This window comes from Halorubrum sp. ASP1, assembly GCF_005435135.1.
GTDB lineage: Archaea > Halobacteriota > Halobacteria > Halobacteriales > Haloferacaceae > Halorubrum > Halorubrum tropicale.
In genome coordinates this window covers 42,834-58,741 of the sequence record NZ_SGUA01000011.1, presented here as the reverse complement: position 1 = coordinate 58,741, position 15,908 = coordinate 42,834, and the positions used below count along the sequence as shown (strand labels likewise).

Annotated in this window: 20 protein-coding genes; 10 read left to right on the top strand and 10 right to left on the bottom strand. The window is 71.0% G+C overall.

What is annotated here, in order from left to right; genetic code table 11:
- Entirely contained in the window at positions 1–426 is a 426-nt protein-coding gene (sdhC, locus tag EXE48_RS14980) for a succinate dehydrogenase, cytochrome b556 subunit (protein ID WP_053770748.1), read from the bottom strand.
- Positions 427–650: 224 nt separating this feature from the next.
- On the opposite strand from sdhC, the gene EXE48_RS14975 reads away from it, so the two are divergent.
- From EXE48_RS14975 to EXE48_RS14960, 4 genes are all read left to right on the top strand, one after another.
- Entirely contained in the window at positions 651–845 is a 195-nt protein-coding gene (locus EXE48_RS14975; protein ID WP_004596869.1) for a cold-shock protein, read from the top strand.
- A 168-nt stretch (positions 846–1,013) separates the two neighbouring features.
- Positions 1,014–1,715 (top strand): TetR/AcrR family transcriptional regulator, encoded by a 702-nt coding sequence (locus tag EXE48_RS14970; protein ID WP_053770747.1) that lies wholly within the window; start codon positions 1,014–1,016, stop codon positions 1,713–1,715.
- The gene (locus tag EXE48_RS14965) at positions 1,712–2,992 is read left to right on the top strand and encodes an MFS transporter (RefSeq protein WP_137705440.1); all 1,281 of its coding nucleotides are present in this window, start codon (positions 1,712–1,714) and stop codon (positions 2,990–2,992) included. The genes EXE48_RS14970 and EXE48_RS14965 overlap by 4 nt, the downstream gene beginning before the upstream one ends.
- Positions 2,993–3,549: 557 nt before the next feature.
- Positions 3,550–4,026 (top strand): 50S ribosomal protein L11, encoded by a 477-nt coding sequence (locus EXE48_RS14960; RefSeq protein ID WP_053770745.1) that lies wholly within the window; start codon positions 3,550–3,552, stop codon positions 4,024–4,026.
- 54 nt (positions 4,027–4,080) lie between these two features.
- Here EXE48_RS14960 and EXE48_RS14955 read toward each other — a convergent pair whose 3' ends face one another.
- Complete coding sequence (locus EXE48_RS14955) at positions 4,081–4,812, bottom strand: DUF4013 domain-containing protein (protein ID WP_137705439.1); 732 nt, start codon at positions 4,810–4,812, stop codon at positions 4,081–4,083.
- Between the two features lie 133 nt (positions 4,813–4,945).
- On the opposite strand from EXE48_RS14955, the gene EXE48_RS14950 reads away from it, so the two are divergent.
- The gene (locus tag EXE48_RS14950) at positions 4,946–5,242 is read left to right on the top strand and encodes a DUF8072 family protein (protein WP_053770743.1); all 297 of its coding nucleotides are present in this window, start codon (positions 4,946–4,948) and stop codon (positions 5,240–5,242) included.
- Positions 5,243–5,245: 3 nt separating this feature from the next.
- Here EXE48_RS14950 and EXE48_RS14945 read toward each other — a convergent pair whose 3' ends face one another.
- Positions 5,246–5,707: a universal stress protein gene (locus EXE48_RS14945; protein WP_053770742.1), complete on the bottom strand. Its 462-nt coding sequence runs from the start codon at positions 5,705–5,707 to the stop codon at positions 5,246–5,248.
- A 139-nt stretch (positions 5,708–5,846) separates the two neighbouring features.
- On the opposite strand from EXE48_RS14945, the gene EXE48_RS14940 reads away from it, so the two are divergent.
- Positions 5,847–6,257 carry an RDD family protein gene (locus tag EXE48_RS14940; protein WP_053770741.1) on the top strand — a complete coding sequence of 137 codons (411 nt, stop codon included), beginning with the start codon at positions 5,847–5,849 and terminating at the stop codon, positions 6,255–6,257.
- Between the two features lie 51 nt (positions 6,258–6,308).
- On the opposite strand, the gene EXE48_RS14935 is transcribed toward EXE48_RS14940, so the two are convergent.
- Positions 6,309–8,177, bottom strand: a complete 1,869-nt coding sequence (locus EXE48_RS14935) for an ATP-binding protein (RefSeq protein ID WP_137711957.1) — start codon at positions 8,175–8,177, stop codon at positions 6,309–6,311.
- A gap of 124 nt (positions 8,178–8,301) precedes the next feature.
- Between EXE48_RS14935 and EXE48_RS14930 the strand changes: the two genes are divergently transcribed.
- Positions 8,302–8,637, top strand: a complete 336-nt coding sequence (locus tag EXE48_RS14930; RefSeq protein ID WP_053770739.1) for a DUF7113 family protein — start codon at positions 8,302–8,304, stop codon at positions 8,635–8,637.
- 81 nt (positions 8,638–8,718) lie between these two features.
- Positions 8,719–10,077 (top strand): M28 family peptidase, encoded by a 1,359-nt coding sequence (locus tag EXE48_RS14925; protein WP_137711956.1) that lies wholly within the window; start codon positions 8,719–8,721, stop codon positions 10,075–10,077.
- 45 nt (positions 10,078–10,122) lie between these two features.
- Here the strand turns inward: EXE48_RS14925 and EXE48_RS14920 are convergent, their stop codons facing one another.
- The 4 genes from EXE48_RS14920 to EXE48_RS14905 form a co-directional block, all read right to left on the bottom strand.
- Entirely contained in the window at positions 10,123–10,362 is a 240-nt protein-coding gene (locus tag EXE48_RS14920) for a HalOD1 output domain-containing protein (protein WP_121600179.1), read from the bottom strand.
- A gap of 110 nt (positions 10,363–10,472) precedes the next feature.
- Positions 10,473–10,661, bottom strand: a complete 189-nt coding sequence (locus EXE48_RS14915) for a hypothetical protein (protein WP_053770736.1) — start codon at positions 10,659–10,661, stop codon at positions 10,473–10,475.
- A 47-nt stretch (positions 10,662–10,708) separates the two neighbouring features.
- Positions 10,709–11,449: a helix-turn-helix domain-containing protein gene (locus tag EXE48_RS14910; protein ID WP_053770735.1), complete on the bottom strand. Its 741-nt coding sequence runs from the start codon at positions 11,447–11,449 to the stop codon at positions 10,709–10,711.
- Between the two features lie 89 nt (positions 11,450–11,538).
- Entirely contained in the window at positions 11,539–12,096 is a 558-nt protein-coding gene (locus EXE48_RS14905; protein WP_053770734.1) for a peroxidase-related enzyme, read from the bottom strand.
- Positions 12,097–12,247: 151 nt separating this feature from the next.
- On the opposite strand from EXE48_RS14905, the gene EXE48_RS14900 reads away from it, so the two are divergent.
- Both EXE48_RS14900 and EXE48_RS14895 read left to right on the top strand, forming a co-directional pair.
- Complete coding sequence (locus EXE48_RS14900; protein WP_053770733.1) at positions 12,248–12,721, top strand: PaaI family thioesterase; 474 nt, start codon at positions 12,248–12,250, stop codon at positions 12,719–12,721.
- Positions 12,714–13,559: an amidohydrolase family protein gene (locus tag EXE48_RS14895; protein WP_137711955.1), complete on the top strand. Its 846-nt coding sequence runs from the start codon at positions 12,714–12,716 to the stop codon at positions 13,557–13,559. The genes EXE48_RS14900 and EXE48_RS14895 overlap by 8 nt, the downstream gene beginning before the upstream one ends.
- A gap of 54 nt (positions 13,560–13,613) precedes the next feature.
- On the opposite strand, the gene EXE48_RS14890 is transcribed toward EXE48_RS14895, so the two are convergent.
- Together EXE48_RS14890 and EXE48_RS14885 are read right to left on the bottom strand one after the other, a co-directional pair.
- Positions 13,614–14,777: a phenylacetate--CoA ligase family protein gene (locus EXE48_RS14890; RefSeq protein WP_053770731.1), complete on the bottom strand. Its 1,164-nt coding sequence runs from the start codon at positions 14,775–14,777 to the stop codon at positions 13,614–13,616.
- Positions 14,778–14,843: 66 nt separating this feature from the next.
- Complete coding sequence (locus EXE48_RS14885) at positions 14,844–15,890, bottom strand: branched-chain amino acid ABC transporter permease (protein WP_053770730.1); 1,047 nt, start codon at positions 15,888–15,890, stop codon at positions 14,844–14,846.
- Positions 15,891–15,908: the final 18 nt, after the last annotated feature.

The following is a 15,908-nucleotide window of genomic DNA, read 5'->3' as shown; positions in this document are numbered from 1 at the left end:
TCAGAACGCCCCCGCGATGAACGTCGGGACGGACGCGACGGTGATCGCTCCCGTGAGGATCAGCGACGCGTAGAAGCTCTTGTCCTGTGCGTCCAGCCCGATGCCGAGGTCGGTGAGGAGGAGTCGCGTCCCGTTGAGCATGTGGAAGACCGCCACTGCGAGCAGGCCGACCTCCAGGAGGCGCACGAGCAACAGCCCCTCCAAGGAGACGATGGTCTGCGTGTACACGTCGTTTCCGGCGGCGATCGCTGCCTCGCTGGCACCGGCGGCCGGGATCCCCGTACTCAGGACGGCGATGTGCGTGAACAGGTACCCGATGAGCACCCATCCCGTGAACTTGTGGAAGATCCACGCCCACATCCCCGCCTCGAACTCCCGCCAGCGGCCGAAGTCCTCGATGAGGCCTCGATTGTACGACTGACTCATACCTAATGGTTCTGAACCGCGCTGGTATAGTAGTTACTAACACGGCGGCCTGCGCGGCCGGATTCCGGACCATTCCGATCGGCACGGAATCGGGGATGAGGCGGGGGTCAAGCGGCCGAACTCCGAGACGGATCCGATCCGCGAACGCGGTCCGTGCGAGGGCGTTCCACGCCGCGGATCGTCGCGGAAGCCTTATATGTCACAGTCCCGCTTCTACGGTCGCAATGGCGAAAGGCGAAGTTGACTTCTTCAACGACACTGGCGGCTACGGTTTCATTTCGACTGACGACGCGGACGAGGACGTGTTCTTCCACATGGAGGACGTCGGCGGCCCGGACCTCGAAGAGGGTCAGGAAGTCGAGTTCGACATCGAGGAGGCGGACAAGGGTCCGCGCGCGTCGAACGTCACCCGTCTGTAAGTCGGCGACACCGAGGCGAATCGGCTTTTCGACTGTTCTCGACCCCCGAGCGGCGGCGCCGTCACGCGCCCTGCGGCGGGCGGGCGTCGCTCGCGGCGCCGAGCGGTCTCGGCGGCGACCGCCCCCGACCGATAGGAATTTACCGTTTGTTGACTGACCGGTCAGTCAATGAGCGACTCGCCGAGCGCGGCCGCGGAGATCATGGACGGGGTGTACAGCGCCCTCCGCGCTCACGGCTACGCCGACCTGACGATGCAGGACATCGCCGACGAGTGTTCGAAGAGCAAGTCGCTGCTCCACTACCACTACGACACGAAGGAGGACCTGCTCGTCGCCTTCCTAGAGTACATCATCTCCGACTCCGAGGACCGGATCGCGGCCCGCGCCGACGACCCGCCCGTCGACCGGCTGGTCCAGTTCGTGGGGTGGTTCGTCTTCGCCCCCGACGAGGCCGACCGCGAGGCGTTCCACATCGCCCTGCTGGAGCTCCGCACCCAGGGTCCGTTCAACGAGCGGATCCGCGAGCAACTGGCGCGCAGCGACCGGCTGCTCCGCGGGACCGTCGCCGACATCCTCGCGGACGGCATCGAGGCGGGCGTCTTCCGCGACGTCGACGTCGAGGAGACGGCGGCGCTGCTCGTAGCGACCCTCGACGGCGCGCGGACCCGGCAGATCACCCTCGCCGGCGCCGAGCGCGACGCCGAAAGCGAGGGCTACACCCGCGAGGTCGCTGAGGCGGCGCTCCGGCGGATCGTCGGCCCGCTGCTCGCCGACGGGGTCGAACTGCCGCCGCTCGACGCGGCGATCGATGCGCTCCGGCGCGACGCCGACGAGCCGGGAAGCGGCGCCGCCGCGGACGCCACCGAATGACCCGCTTCGGGTTCGAGCGGCCGCCGCCGGTCCTCCTCGCGGTGATCGCGAGCACGTTCTTCGTCGGCTTCGGCGGCGGCGTCGTCTTCCCGATCCTCCCGAACCTCGGCGCGGTCCTCGGCATCTCGGCGTTCATGGTCGGCGCGATCCTCTCCGCGAACCGGTGGGTGCGGCTCGTCGCGAACGCGCCGGCCGGCGCCCTCGTCGACCGGTACGGGACGCGCACGCCGTTCGTCGTCGGCCTGTTCGTCGAGGGGGTCGCCACGCTCGGGTACGTCGTCGCGCTCGCTGTTCCGGCGGGGATCGCTCCCGAGGCGTGGTTCCTGCTCGCGCGGGTCCTCTGGGGGCTCGGCTCCGCGGCGGTGTTCGCGACCGCGTACACCATCGCCGCCGACCTCTCCGACAGCGGCGACCGCGGGACGAACATGGGGATCGTCCGCGGCGGGATCACGATGGGGTTCCCGGCCGGCCTCGTGCTCGGCGGGGTCGTCTCGGCGGTCGCGGGCAACGTCGCGGCGTTCGCCGTCGCCGCCGCCTTCGCGCTCACCGCCAGCGTCGTCGCGTACAGGTACGTCCCGGAGACGCACGTCACCGGGGACCGCTCCGGCGACTCGATCAAGCCGTGGGAGGTCGACACCGCCGTCCCGGCCCTGACGGTCGGGCTCGTCAACTTCGGGCTGATGTTCGCGTACATCGGCGCGCTGTTCTCCACGCTCGTGCTGTTCCTCGGCGCGAACGACATCTCGCTGTTCGGCCTCGCCCCGCAGGGGACCTCCGGGCTGTTCATGGCCGGCACGGTCGTCTCGGCCGCGGCCTTCATGCTCGCCGGCGGCCGGATCTCCGACACCCGCGAGTCGCGGACGCCCGTCCTCCTGACGTTCCTCGCGGTCTCGTTCGTCGGGTTCCTGCTGCTCGCCCGGGCCGGGTCGGTCGTCTCTCTGGGGCTCGCCTGCGTCTTCATCGGCGCCGGCCAGGGCGGGACCAGCGGCCCGATGATGGCCCTGCTCGCCGACCTCACCCCCGACGAGCGGATGGGTCGCGCCTCGGGGACGAACAACGTCCTCGGGGACGTGGGGGGCGGCCTCGGCCCCATGGTGTCGCTCCCCCTCATCGAGGCGGTCGGCTTCACGCCGATATACGCCGCCTGCGCCGCCCTGCCGCTGCTCGCCGGCGGCGTCCTCCTCCTCGGCGTCCGCCGAGAGACCGGGACGTTCCTCCCCGGCCGCGTCGCCGACGAGGCGAGAGGGACCGACCCGTCGGGCGTCGTTGACTCGTAGGTGCGGACTCCACTGTCGGTTTCGCTGACTGATCTATAAGAGCGATTTGTGAATTCGGACTGCGGTGGCGCGTGCCTGCGAGCGACCGGAGCAAAGCGGAGGTCGCGAGGCAGCACGCGCGAGGGACGCGGTGAGCGGGGGGGCGACCGCAGGGAGCCCGAGCGAACCGCGAGGCTGGGGAGGTGCGAGGCGGGGGCCGTGCGGTGCGGGGTGGGATTCAAAGGGGCAGTCGCGAGGAGGCCGTAGGTGACGCAAGCATTGGAAAGAGCGAGCAACGCGAGCGACTGAAGCGCGCAGCGAGCGTACGGCCTCCTCGCGGCTGGGGCTTTGGAGGCGTTCGGCGTCGGTCCGCAGCCGGTGTCTTGTAGATAGACGAGATGATCGTCGACGGGGTATCGCGCGACGTTGAGTGATGATATACGAAACCAGACCGGACAGGCACGCATCGCCGAGCGAGCGGCTCACCGCCGGGGAACCCAGGCGTACGGTGTGCGAACCGCTGACTCCCCCTACCCGAAAGAACAACCGTTAAAAGTCGGCGACGGGTTCGTACGGACATGGCTGGAACTATCGAAGCGCTCGTCCCCGGCGGGCAGGCCAACCCCGGCCCGCCGCTCGGTCCCGAGCTCGGACCGACGCCGGTGGACGTCCAGGACGTCGTCGCGGAGATCAACGACGAGACCGCCGCCTTCGACGGCATGGAGGTGCCCGTCACCGTCGAGTACGACGACGACGGCTCCTTCACCATCGAGGTCGGCGTGCCCCCCACCGCGGAGCTCATCAAGGACGAGGCCGGCTTCGACACCGGCTCCGGCGAGCCGCAGGAGAACTTCGTCGCCGACATGTCGATCGAACAGGTGAAGAAGGTCGCCGAGCAGAAGTCGAGCGACCTGCTCGCGTACGACACGAAGGCCGCCGCCAAGGAGGTCGGCGGCACCTGCGCCTCCCTCGGCGTCACCATCGAGGGCGAGGACGCCCGGACGTTCGACGAGCGCGTCGACGCCGGCGAGTACGACGACGTCCTCGACGAGTAACGCCGCCCCTTTTCGCGAGTCCCGTCCTTCTGCGGCGATTTCGATTCGGCCCCGTTACACCGCGGGCCGTTCCGCGGGTTCCGTCTCGGGCGGTTCCGTCCCGACCGGGCGCACGTCGGTCCACGTCCACCCGACGATGGCGGCCGCCGCCGCGAACGCGTAGAACTGGACGAACACCCCCGCGATCGTCCCGAGGATCGGGACCACGGAGAACACGCCCACCGCGAGGGCGCCGGCGAGCACCACGACCGCCGCGGTGACCCACCCCGTCGCGTACGCCCGCTTCGTGACGACGCCCCAGAGGGTCCCGAGGGCGAAGCCGTCGCCGACCTTCCCGGAGTCCGCGACCGCGGCCAGCGCCGCGGGCGTCACGTAGAGCCCGACGAGCGACAGGCCCAGGGCGACGAGCCCCGCGACGAGGACGACGACGCCGACGACGAAGGTGCCGAGGAACGTCCCGGCGCCGGGGTCGCCGGTCCCGGGCACCACGACGAACGCGCCGACGGTCAGGGCCCCGGCGACCGCGAGGACCCCGAGCGGCAGCAGCGAGTAGACGAACGCGACGACGAACGCCTTCAGGCCGTCGACGAACAGGTCGCCCCACGCCTCGAACGCCGGGGGCTCGTCGTCGCCGCCGGCGGTGCGCCGAATGACGCGGGTCACGTAGCCGAAGACGAGGATCGAGGGGATGATGAGCGGACTCGCGAGCAGCAGGAGCCCGCCGATGACGGCGGTAGTGACGGCGTCGTCGCCGTCGCGAAGATAGCTGAGCGATGCTTCTAACATGGTGGTTCTCACGGCAATGACGCGCCGTGAGGTATTAAAGTAGTACGGCGGCGCCCCGGGCCGGGCGGCGTCGGTCACGCTGCGCGACCGACGGAGCCGACGGCTTTTATTCTGACCGCTCCCACCTGTCGGTATGCCGGATCTACACCCGATCGCGAAGCGGATCCACAACGTCCAGCCGCGCCCGGTGCGGCTCGAACTCGACTCGGGCGAGACCGGCGTCTACGAGTTCTCGTCGACCGAGTTCTTCCAGCGCGAGTTCCGCGGCGAGGGCACTCGGACCGACGCCGACGCGGACGCCGAGTTCCGCCTGATCAGCTCCGAGGACTACGAGCGGATCCTGCTCGGTCGGTCGGGGCCCGACGAGGAGGGCTGGTCGATGGTCGGCGAGGTGGTCGAAGCGGAGGCGGCGGAGGCGGTCGAGGAGTAGTCCTCAGCGGACGACCGTCACGGGCATCTCGGCGCGGCGGACGACCCCTTCCGCGACGCTGCCGAGGAGAACCCGCGAGAGCCCGGTCCGGCCGCGGCTCCCGACGACGACGTGGTCGAACGGCTCCGGGTCGGCGGGCTGGTCGCGGTCCGTGGTCGGCTCCGTCTCCCCCGCGGCGACGCCGAGGATGGTCGCCGTCGGGCGGCCGACCTCCATGCGGGTGTCGATATCGCGGTCGACGGACTTGGCCGCCTCGCGGAGGACGCGCTCGCCGCGCGCGGTGGCGCTCTCGTACCACTGGTCCGCGGCGCCCGGGAACCCGCCCTCCGCGCCGGTGGTCGAGTCCGCCGGGTTGACCACGTACAGCGCCGTCAGGTCGGCGCCGGGCCACTCGGCGACGGCGAACGAGAGCGCTTCGGCGGCCTCCTCCGACCCGTCGACCGCGACGAGGATGCGTTTGCTCATGCGCGGGAATTCGCCCGCACCGGATAAAAAGGGCGACGGCGACTCCGGGCCGGCGACAATCCGCCGGAATCGGGGCGTCTCGGGACCGTAGAGCGGTCGGTCACAAGACACTTGCCGAGCGCCGGTTCATCCGTCTCGTATGAGTACCCCGTACGCGCAGTCGCAGCTTGCGTCGGTCACCGCTCGCGGCGGCGCGTGGCTCGTCGACATCGTCGCGAGCGTCGCCGTCGCCGCGGTCGTCTCGTTGGCGGTCGGCGCCGTCTCGGCCGTCCTCGCCGACCTCGTGTTCCTCCTCGTCGCGTTCGGCTGGTACGTCGCGTCGGAGGCGGTCTGGGGACACACGCCCGGAAAGTGGGTCGTCGGGATCAGAGTCGTCGACACGGACGGCGACGAGGTCTCCGCCGTCGCCGCGGTCGTCCGGAACGTCACCAAGATCGTCGGCGGCGCCTCGCTGTTGCTGATCCTCGCGGGCGTCGTGTTCATCGCCGACTCGCCGAACAGCCAGCGGCTCGGCGACCGGTGGGCGGACACGCTGGTCGTGCGAGTCTGAGTCGGGTCGGGACCCCCGTCGGCGACCCGACGGGCCCGGGGCGGCCGGCCGTCAGTCGTGCCGCGTCACGCACTCCGAGAGGCCGATCAGCTCGACGGGCTCGGAGTTGTCGGGCGAGTAGACGACCATCTGTCCCTTCTCCATGTACGGCACCTTCCCGGCGAGGTTCGTCGGGATGTTGACGCTGGAGATTGCGTCCTCGTCGCCGAGGTTCAAGACGACCTTCGTGTTCACCTGCTTGAACACCGACTCGGCAACGTCCTGCGGGTCCTGGGTGATCAGGAACAGGCCGAGCCGCTCCTTGCGGCCCTGCTTCGCCGCCTCGGTGAACTTCTGGACCACCTTCTGCGCCTGGACGTTGTCGGCGTCGGCGAGGAAGTTGTGGGCCTCGTCCATCCCGACCAACAGCGGCGTCTCCTTGATCCGGTCGCTGTCCGGGTCGTTCGAGAGCTTGTCGTCGATGAGCAGCCCCGCGACCGCGAGGACGACGATCTCCTTCTGCCGGGAGGTCGGCAGGTGGTAGGTCGGAATGACCGAGAGGCCGCCCGGCCGGACGAGCGTGTGGTCGAGCTCCGTGATCGGCTTCGCGTCCTGGTCGAACACGCCGCTCGGGACGCCCCGGACCCGACGCTTGACGGCGTCGAAGGTGGCCTCGTGGACCCGGCCGCTCTCGTGGAGCTCCTCTTTCAGCGCTGGGTCGTCGAGGTACGAGAGGAACTGGCTGTACGTCCCCGAGTCGCCGTAGCTGTCGAAGAAGCGGTTGAGCAGCGTCAGGAGGGCCGGGTACTGGTTGTCGTTGAGCCCGGAGCCGGCGACGAGCCACGGCATGTCCCGCGCCAGCGAGAAGGGGATGGTGAACTCGACGCGCTCGGCGCGGTGGCCCTCGCCGGGGTACGTCGCGTTCGCGACGCGGGGCACTAAGGCGACGGTGTCGTCGTGGCCGCCGTGGGCGATCCCCTCCCGCTCCAGCCGGCGGGCGAAGCCGTCGTCGAGGTCGGGGTTGTCGTCGTGCATCTGCGCGTACTCGTCCTGCGGGTCGAACTGGACGACCGCCATGCGCGACTCCCGGCCGTCGCCCATCGGGTACGTCCGGTCGTCGTCGAGGTACTGCCGGAGGACGTTCTTCGAGGCGTGGGTCTTCCCGGACCCGGTCCCGCCGGCGACGAGCGTGTGCCGGAACGCGAGCGGGTCGCCGTCGGCGTAGTCGTCCTTCACGCGGTAGTCGACCGTGGGGGGCTCCGCGGCGGTCCGGACCTTCTCGCCGCCGACGGAGAGGTGCCCGAGGAAGACGCCGTCGTCGGGGATCTTCAGCCCCGTCTTGATCTCTGCGTCGTCGGCCGCCTCCTCGACGACCGCGCCGGGCTTCGGGACCCGGTCGGTCATCCGCCGTTTCATCGAGTCGCCCTCGCCGTAGACGACGGACATCGGCTCCAGGTCGGCGACGAACTTGTAGTCGCGCTCGGCGAACTCGTCGCGGCGCATCTGCCGGCGGGCGTGGATCTCGGTCGCGTCGTCCGACTGGAACTCCTGGGCGTACTCCAGCCCCGTGATCCGACAGAACAGCCGCTCGCCGTCCGGGTACGGGATCAGGAGGTACTTCCCGAGCCGCACCGACTCGCGGTTCCCGGTCGTGACGAACGCCTTCAGCGACGTCTCCTCCTCCTCCTCGGCCACGCGGAGCCCCTGCGAGACGGAGACGACGCCGAGCCCCGCGTCGCTGCCGGCCGGCGTCGCGTCGTAGGCGGCGAACTCGTCCTCGGCGTCGCCGCTCGGGTCGGACCCGGACCCGGCCGACGACGCGTCCCCGAGCGCGTCAGCGGCGTCAGCGGCGCTTCCGCCGTCGGCCGCGGAGTCGACATCGTCCGCGCGGCCGTCGGCGTCGTCGTCACCGCTGAACTCGGTGAAATCCTCCAGCGTCATGGCGTATCCACCGGTCGCCGGGCCGAAAGCGTTTGCCCTCGCGCCCTGGGCCGCCGCCCGTCCACGACCGGGCGCAGAGCGCCGGTCACGGGGCCCTTATCCGGCTCGACCCCGTACCCGTGGCATGATACTCGTTCGCGGCAGCGGCGGCGGGACGGACCTCACCGGCACGGTGTTCGAGCGCGGCGAGGAGCCGCCCGCGTACAAGGGCGCGCCCGACGAGGACGCCCCGTACGTGTGGGTGTGCGACTCCTTCTACGAGGTCGAGAGCGGCGGCTCGCCGCTCGTCGTCGACGGCGAGGAGATCCGCGTCGCCTTCGAGGAGCCGATGCCCCGCGGGTTCGACACCCGCGACCAGGCGGTCGAAGCGGCCCGCGAGCACGTCCGGACGCAGTTCGCCCGGATCGGCGTCGACCCCGACGCCGTCGAGGTCGAGGTGACCGCGGCCGACCCGGCCTGAGGTCGGACGCGCCGAGCCGTCCGGTCGGGCCGCGGCTCCGCCTCCCGCAACCCCTTTTCGCCCGGGGCCCAACCGGACCGTATGACCGAGCTACCGGACCGCGTCGTGGGCGACGCGCGGACGAGCGACTTCGGGTGGGACCTCCTCACCGACCTGACCGACATCGGGAACCGCATGGCGGGATCGGCGGGCGAGCGCCGCGGCGCCGAGCGCGTCGTCGAGGCGTTCGAGGAAGCCGGCCTGCGGAACGCCGGCCTGGACGAGTTCGAGATCCCCGGCTGGTGGCGCGGCGAGTCGTCGCTGTCGGTGACGGGCGCCGTGGACCGCCACCACGAGGGCTCGCACGAGGTGATCGCGCTGCCCGGCACGCCGAGCGGCGAGGCGTCGGCCCCGCTCGTCGACGTGGGCGACGGCACCGACGAGGAGTTCGCGGCCGCGGAAGGGGACCTGGAGGGCGCGGTCGCGATGGCCTCCTCGCGGACGCCGGACTCCCACGACCGGTGGATCCACCGGATGGAGAAGTACGTCGCGGCGGCGGAGCGCGGCGCGGTCGGGTTCGTCTTCCGGAACCACATCGAGGGCGCGCTCCCGCCGACCGGCGAGATCGGCTACCACAACCGGCCCGGCCCGATCCCCGCGGTCGGCGTCTCGAAGGAGGTCGGCGACCGGCTCTCGCGGCTCGCCGCGGAGGAGGGCGGCGACCGCCCGACCGTCTCGCTCGGCGTCGACTGCCGGAACGAGCCGACGACCTCGGTGAACGCGGTCGCGGAGGTCGGCCCCGACACCGACGAGGCGGTGTACCTCACCGCCCACGTCGACGCCCACGACGTGAGCGACGGCGCCAACGACAACGGCGCCGGCTCGGCGCTCGTCGCGGAGGTCGGGCGCCTGCTCGCGACCGTCGAGGGCGACCTCGACACCCGGGTGCGACTCGTCACGTTCGGGTCCGAGGAGATCGGGCTGTGGGGGGCGTACCACGCCGCGGAGACGACCGCGAAGGAGGACATCGCCTGCGTGGTCAACCTCGACGGCGCCTGTAGCTCGCGGGACCTCCGCGTCGGGACGAACGGGTTCGAGGGGATGCGCTCGACGTTCGAGGCGGTCGCCGAGGCGTTCGACGCGCCCCTGACGACCGGCGAGACGATCTCGCCGCACGGCGACCAGTGGGCGTTCGTCCAGGAGGGGATCCCGGCGGTGATGGCCTCCACGACGAGCGACCAGTCCGGGCGCGGCTGGGGCCACACCCACGCCGACACCCTCGACAAGCTCGACTCCCGCGACCTCCGCGAGGTGGCGACGCTCGTGACCGCGGCCGTCTACCGGCTCGCGACCGGCGATGTGGCGGCCGAACACCGCTCGCGGGAGTCGATCCGCGACGCCATCGACGAGGGGTACGTCGAGGAGCTGAAGACGGGCGGGCGGTGGCCGTACGAGGAGTGAGCGCCGCGGAACCGCCGGAACGCGAGCGCGACGGGACGGCCTGACTCACCGGACCCGGAATGGCGAGCGGACCGTGACGGTGCCCTCGGCGCGGACGGTGACGTCGTAGCCGAGGTACGCGAAGCGGATCTCGCCGTCGTCTCTCGTCGGACCGTCCGGCACCGATCGGAACAGCACGTCGAGGGCGTCGGGGGCGACCGCCTCGAACAGCGGCTCGTCGATCGCCGACGGCGGGACGCCTTCGAGCTCCGCGACGCGTTCGAGGATCCGCTGGGACGGAGTCATGGGATCGCCACGCGGTACGCGATAATGAATCGATCTCACCACGTGCCCTGTTGCCCGGGGTGTAGTGCGGTGCGGCGGCTCACGGACGCCTCGCCGGTTCGGCGCGCGATTCACTCCTCGGCGGAGTCGTCGCAGACGCCGAGGGGGAGCGTCTCGGGGGTCTCGTCGCCGTCGAGGCCGGCGTACGCGTCGTCGATGAGCCGGGCCAGCTGCGTCTCGGGGCTCACGCCGCGGGCGGCGGCGAGGGCCGCGAGGCGCTCGTACTGCTCGTCCGGCACGGAGACGGTTCCGTCGTCCATACGCGGCGCTCCGTCCCGAAGCTACAAAAGCGTTGGTCTGAGCCCGCTCACGGCGATTCCGACCGGTCCGTCTCGCGCACGGCGCCGATCGGCTCGCCCTCCGCGAACCGCTCGAACAGCGCGTTCATCACCGACGACTCGGCGCGCGAGAGGTGTTCCCACACCGTCGTCGAGCCGAGTCCGAGCTCGGCGGCGACCTCCTCGACGCCCACGCCCCCGCCGTGGTCGTAGTAGCCCGCGGCGATGGCGGTCGCGAGCACCTCTCGCTGCCGGTCGGTGAGTCCGTCGAGGAGCCCGGACGCGGGGAGCTGCGGCGAGCGCTCGATCGACGACAGCTCCACGTTCCGCGCGAGCTCGACCTCGTTGCCGCCGCGCTCCAGTTCGCGCATCACCGCCGAGAGGTCGTCGTCGTCCTCCAGGTACGCCGTCCAGCGCTCGACGCCGCCGGCGATGGTCGTCCCGGTCCGGTAGTGGATGCCCATCCGCGAGAACCGCTCGCCGATGCCCTCCCAGTCGGCCGCCCCCGCGTCGATCGTCAGGGCGACGTAGGCGTGAGTGCCCTCGATCGGCGCCAGCGGCTCCGCGGAGACGACCAGGTCGAACTCGCGGAACTCCTCGACGAACGCCTCGATCTCCGCCGGCGGTCCGGTGAGTTCGGCGATCCGCTTGCGCTCGGGGCCGCTGCCCGTCATCGAGGAGACGGACCGGTACCGCACCTCCGGGTGGCGCGCGCTCACCTCGCACTCCGGTTCCCCCGCGTGGCGGATCCGGAACGTCACTTCGCGCATGACCGCAGTGAGGCCGCCGAGGTTCAAACGGGTTCCGGACCCGTCGCGATCCCTCCTCGTCGGTGTCGAAGGCGCCGGCGCGGGGGCGGTCAGTCGCCGCGGCCCATCGCGTAGAACTCGTCGTTCGGACGCATGTCCGCGACGGTCGCCATGCGGTTCGAGAGGTTGAAGAAGGCCGCCACGGAGGCGATGTCCCACACTTCCTCCGCGGAGGAACCGGCGTCGCGGAGTCGCTGGATATCTTCGGCGGCCACGGTCCCGGGGGAGTTCGTGAGTGTGACGGCGAAGTCGAGCATCGCCATGTGGTGGTTGGAGACGTCGGCCTGTCGGTGGTCCGTGGCGAGCTGGTCGGCGATCTTCGGCGCGCCGGCGTAGATCCGACGGAGCGCGCCGTGACCGACCACGCAGTAGAGGCAGTCGTTCGCGCCCGACACCGCGACGACTACCGTCTCGACCCCCTCCCGAGCCAGTGACGTGTCGGACACGAGCGCGTCGTGGTACGCGAAGAACGCCCGGAAGTGGCTGGGCGTGTACGCGAACGCCGAGAACACGTTCGGCGTGAACCCGGCGTCCTCCGTCTCCTCGTCGATGCGGTCGCAGAGGTCCTCGGGGAGGTCCTCGTAGTCGGGCACGGGGAACCGTCGCATCGCGTTTTCGTTCGTACCGTCAGGCGCGCGGCGCGACCACAAGGCCGTTCCCTCGGACCACCCGTCGCCTCGCTTCTCTCCCGCGTCGCGAGCGGTCTCACCGACTTGGGCGGTTGATTTATGCGGGGGCGTGCCGTGCGTCGGCACACGCATGCCCGACCCGAGCGACGCCGGTCCGGGAGCCGGCGACAGCGACGGCCGGCAGGCGCCGGGTTCGGAAGGCGCCGACCGGACGGCGGTCGTGGAGCGGCTGTACGGCGAGGTCCCCTTCCACCGGCGGCACGACCTGGAGGTGCTCGCCGTGACCCCGGAGCGCGCCAGCGTCAAGCTGGCGTTCGACCCCGGGCTCGTGGGCAACCCCGAGCTCGGCGCGGTCCACGGGGGCGTCGTGAGCGCGCTCGTGGACCTCGCGGGCGCCGCCGTCTTCGTCGGCGGGCGCGAGGCGTTCACGCCCACCATCGACCTCCGCGTGAACTACCTCGAGGCCGCCGGCCGGGAGCCGCTGTACGCGACGGCCACGGTGGACCGGCGCGGCGCCGACATCGGCGTGGCGAGCGTCGAAGTCGAGTCCGGGGGCGCCGTCTGCGCGACCGGGACGGGCGTCTACAAGCTCACTGATGACTGAGTTCCCCGTCGGCGACGTCGTGGACGCGCACGTCCACCTGATGCCAGACCGGCTGATGGCCGCCATCCGGGAGGCGCTGGGCGAGGCCGCCGGCTGGGCGTTCGACCACCCGACCGACCGCGACCGGATGGAGGCGGCGCTGAGCGCCGCCGGCGTCGAGCGGTACGCCGCGCTCCCGTACGCCGCGCGCCCGGGGACGGCGGCCGACCTCAACGAGTGGGTGATCGAGGCCGCCGCGGACTCCGAGATGGCGGTCCCGTTCGCCACCGTCCACGCCGCGGACGACGACCCGGAAACCGTCGTCGCCGACGCCTTCGACGCGGGGGCGCGCGGGCTGAAGCTCCAGCTTCCGGTCCAGGGGTTCGCGGCCGACGACCCGCGGCTCGATCCGGTCTACGAGGCCGTCGCCGCCCGCGACGCGCCTGTCCTGCTCCACGCCGGGACGGCGCCGATGTTCGAGGACAGCCCCCACGTCGGCGTCGAGCGCTTCGAGTCGTTCCTCGCCTCCTACCCCGACGTGCGGGTGTGCGCCGCGCACATGGGGACCTACGAGGTCGAGGCGTTCGTCGACCTCGCCCGCGACCACGACAGCGTGTTCCTCGACACCACCTTCGCCATGTCGAGCGTGGCCGAGACGTACATGGACTTCGACCCGGCGACGGTCGCCGACGAGACGCTGATCGAGCTCTCGGCGTCGATCATGTACGGCTCGGACTACCCGAACATCCCGTATCCGTACGCCCGAGAGCGGGAGCACCTGCTCTCGCGGGACCTGCCGGTCGAGGTCCAGCGCGACATCTTCTCCCGGACCGCGCGGCGCTTCCTCGACGGCGACTGAGCGGCGAAGCCGCCTCCTCGACGGCGACGAGCGCCCGGCGAGCGGCGCGGGCGCTCAGTACCGCTCGTCGACGACGCCGGGCTCGTCGAGGTCGGCGACCAGTTCGACGGCGTCCGGGGTCACGATGAGGCGGTCGGCGAGCGCGGCGCGCAGTTCGTCGGCGTCGGCCTCGCCCTCGCAGATCACGACGAGGCGGTCGGTGGTCTCGGGCTGCGACACCTCGACGCGGTACTCGCCGGTCAGCCCCTCGAAACCGGCGATCACCGTCTCGACGCTCTCCGGATACACCTTCACGCCCTTGACCTTCAGCCGCTCGTCCGTGCGGCCGATGACGCCGTCGGGCAGCACGACGGTCCCGTCCCGGACCGCGAGTTCGGCGAGGTCGCCGGTCCGGTAGCGCACGAGGGGAACCCCCTCCTTCCGGAGGTGCGTCACGACGATTTCCCCGCGCTCGCCGTCGGCGACCGCCTCGCCGGTGTCCGGGTCGACGACCTCTACCACCGCGTAATCGTCGACGACGCGGAGGCCGTCCTCGGCCGCGGTCTCGGCCGCGACGGGCATGATGTGTCGCGTGCCGAAGTAGTCCACTGCGGTCGAGGCGCCGAGCGCGTCCTTGACCGCCTCGCGGCGGCCGGGGATCGACGTGAACGGCTCGCCCGCACCGACGAACGTGTCGACCGAACCGCCCTCCGCGCCGATCTTCAGCGCGAAGCTCGGGTTGCCCACGACGGCGTCCACGTCGTACGCCTCGATGGTGGCGGCGGCCTGCTCGGAGTCGCCGGGGCCGAGCGGGAACACCTCCGCGCCGAGGCGTTCGAGCGCCCGATGGAGCACGTACCCGGTGCCGAACAGCTCGTAGCCGAACGTGTTGACGACGCGGTCGCCGGGCTCGACGCCCGCGCGTTCGAGCACGTCCGCGTTGGCTGCGGCCTGGGCGTCGAGGTCGTCGGCCGTGTCGAACACCGGCCGCAGCTGCTCGCCCATCGGCGAGAACGTGACCATCGCCGCGCCGTCGTACAGCGAGCCGCTCGGCGGCGCGGCCTCGAAGTCGGCCTCGATCTCCCCCGCCGTGGTGAACGGGAGCGACCGGAAGTCGGCCCACGAGTCGACCGCCGTCGGGTCGACGCCCGCGTCCGCGAACTTCTCGGCGTAGAAGTCGCGGTCGACGACCCGCTCCAACTGCTCCCCGACCGCGGCCAGTGTGCTGTCGTCGTACATCGCGTTAACACACGTCAAACTAGCACATAAATCTCCGTCACGGGCGCGGCGCGCGGGCCGTCGCGCTCAGTACGCGAACGGCCACGTGCGCAGGTACTCCTTGATCTTGCCTAGCCCGGCCAACACCCCCTTCGGCTCGACGGCGAGCACGACGATGATGATCGCGCCGAAGAACACCGGCAGCAGGGCGGTCGCGTTGGTGCCCGTGAGGTCGGCGAGGTAGTTGAGGCCGTCGTTGAGGTAGTCCTGGACGAGCGTGACGACGCCGACGCCCAGCAGCGCGCCCCACACGCGTCCGAGGCCACCGAACAGCAGCATGACGTAGTGTTCGAGCGTGAGCCCGAGGGTGAAGTACTCCGCGTTGATGAAGCCGATCTGGAACCCGAACAGCCCGCCCGCGACGCCGATCATGAACCCGCCGATGGCGAACGCGAGCAGCTTGTTCTTGAACACGTTGACGCCGAGGACGGACGCGGAGAGATCGTTCTCGTGGATCGCGCGGAACGTCTTTCCGATGCCGGTCCGCGAGAGGTTCAGCGACAGCAGCGCGAACACCAACAACAGCACCAGCGCGAGCAGGTACTTGTCGATGGTCGTGCCGAGAGCGCCGACTGGGCCGACGAGGCCCACGTTCGAGGGCACCGACTGGGTCGTCCCGCCGTGGATGAACGCGAGCTGCGGGTTCACGAAGAACCACTCCTCGGCGATGAACTGGAGCGCCAGCGTCGAGATGGCGATGTAGAACCCCTTGACCCGGAACGACGGGAGGCCGAAGCCGACCGCGACCAGCGCGGAGATGAGGCCGCCGACGGCGAGCGCCGGGAACAGCCCCGCGCCGACGGCGAGCAGTCTGCTCGTGCTGTACGCGCCGATGGCCATAAACGCGCCCTGCGCGAGCACGATCTCGCCGGCGTAGCCGAGGATGACGTTGAGCCCCAACACCGCGATGGCGAAGATGTACGCCTGCGTCAGCAGCGTCACGGTTCCGCCGCCGAGCAGGAACGGCGCGATGAAGGGGATCGGCAGCCCCAGAGCGAGCGCGATCTTCTGCGTCCGCCACCGGACGAGGCCCATTCGCGACTCGTAGTCGGTGAAGTACTCACCGCAGGGCATGCGACCACCCCCCTTCGG

What these genes read in the sequence shown, in the direction of transcription:
- sdhC (WP_053770748.1), bottom strand. Translation starts at nt 426, where the DNA reads ATGAGTCAGTCGTACAATCGAGGCCTCATCGAGGACTTCGGCCGCTGG.
- EXE48_RS14975 (WP_004596869.1), top strand. Translation starts at nt 651, where the DNA reads ATGGCGAAAGGCGAAGTTGACTTCTTCAACGACACTGGCGGCTACGGT.
- EXE48_RS14970 (WP_053770747.1), top strand. Translation starts at nt 1,014, where the DNA reads ATGAGCGACTCGCCGAGCGCGGCCGCGGAGATCATGGACGGGGTGTAC.
- EXE48_RS14965 (WP_137705440.1), top strand. Translation starts at nt 1,712, where the DNA reads ATGACCCGCTTCGGGTTCGAGCGGCCGCCGCCGGTCCTCCTCGCGGTG.
- EXE48_RS14960 (WP_053770745.1), top strand. Translation starts at nt 3,550, where the DNA reads ATGGCTGGAACTATCGAAGCGCTCGTCCCCGGCGGGCAGGCCAACCCC.
- EXE48_RS14955 (WP_137705439.1), bottom strand. Translation starts at nt 4,812, where the DNA reads ATGTTAGAAGCATCGCTCAGCTATCTTCGCGACGGCGACGACGCCGTC.
- EXE48_RS14950 (WP_053770743.1), top strand. Translation starts at nt 4,946, where the DNA reads ATGCCGGATCTACACCCGATCGCGAAGCGGATCCACAACGTCCAGCCG.
- EXE48_RS14945 (WP_053770742.1), bottom strand. Translation starts at nt 5,707, where the DNA reads ATGAGCAAACGCATCCTCGTCGCGGTCGACGGGTCGGAGGAGGCCGCC.
- EXE48_RS14940 (WP_053770741.1), top strand. Translation starts at nt 5,847, where the DNA reads ATGAGTACCCCGTACGCGCAGTCGCAGCTTGCGTCGGTCACCGCTCGC.
- EXE48_RS14935 (WP_137711957.1), bottom strand. Translation starts at nt 8,177, where the DNA reads ATGACGCTGGAGGATTTCACCGAGTTCAGCGGTGACGACGACGCCGAC.
- EXE48_RS14930 (WP_053770739.1), top strand. Translation starts at nt 8,302, where the DNA reads ATGATACTCGTTCGCGGCAGCGGCGGCGGGACGGACCTCACCGGCACG.
- EXE48_RS14925 (WP_137711956.1), top strand. Translation starts at nt 8,719, where the DNA reads ATGACCGAGCTACCGGACCGCGTCGTGGGCGACGCGCGGACGAGCGAC.
- EXE48_RS14920 (WP_121600179.1), bottom strand. Translation starts at nt 10,362, where the DNA reads ATGACTCCGTCCCAGCGGATCCTCGAACGCGTCGCGGAGCTCGAAGGC.
- EXE48_RS14915 (WP_053770736.1), bottom strand. Translation starts at nt 10,661, where the DNA reads ATGGACGACGGAACCGTCTCCGTGCCGGACGAGCAGTACGAGCGCCTC.
- EXE48_RS14910 (WP_053770735.1), bottom strand. Translation starts at nt 11,449, where the DNA reads ATGCGCGAAGTGACGTTCCGGATCCGCCACGCGGGGGAACCGGAGTGC.
- EXE48_RS14905 (WP_053770734.1), bottom strand. Translation starts at nt 12,096, where the DNA reads ATGCGACGGTTCCCCGTGCCCGACTACGAGGACCTCCCCGAGGACCTC.
- EXE48_RS14900 (WP_053770733.1), top strand. Translation starts at nt 12,248, where the DNA reads ATGCCCGACCCGAGCGACGCCGGTCCGGGAGCCGGCGACAGCGACGGC.
- EXE48_RS14895 (WP_137711955.1), top strand. Translation starts at nt 12,714, where the DNA reads ATGACTGAGTTCCCCGTCGGCGACGTCGTGGACGCGCACGTCCACCTG.
- EXE48_RS14890 (WP_053770731.1), bottom strand. Translation starts at nt 14,777, where the DNA reads ATGTACGACGACAGCACACTGGCCGCGGTCGGGGAGCAGTTGGAGCGG.
- EXE48_RS14885 (WP_053770730.1), bottom strand. Translation starts at nt 15,890, where the DNA reads ATGCCCTGCGGTGAGTACTTCACCGACTACGAGTCGCGAATGGGCCTC.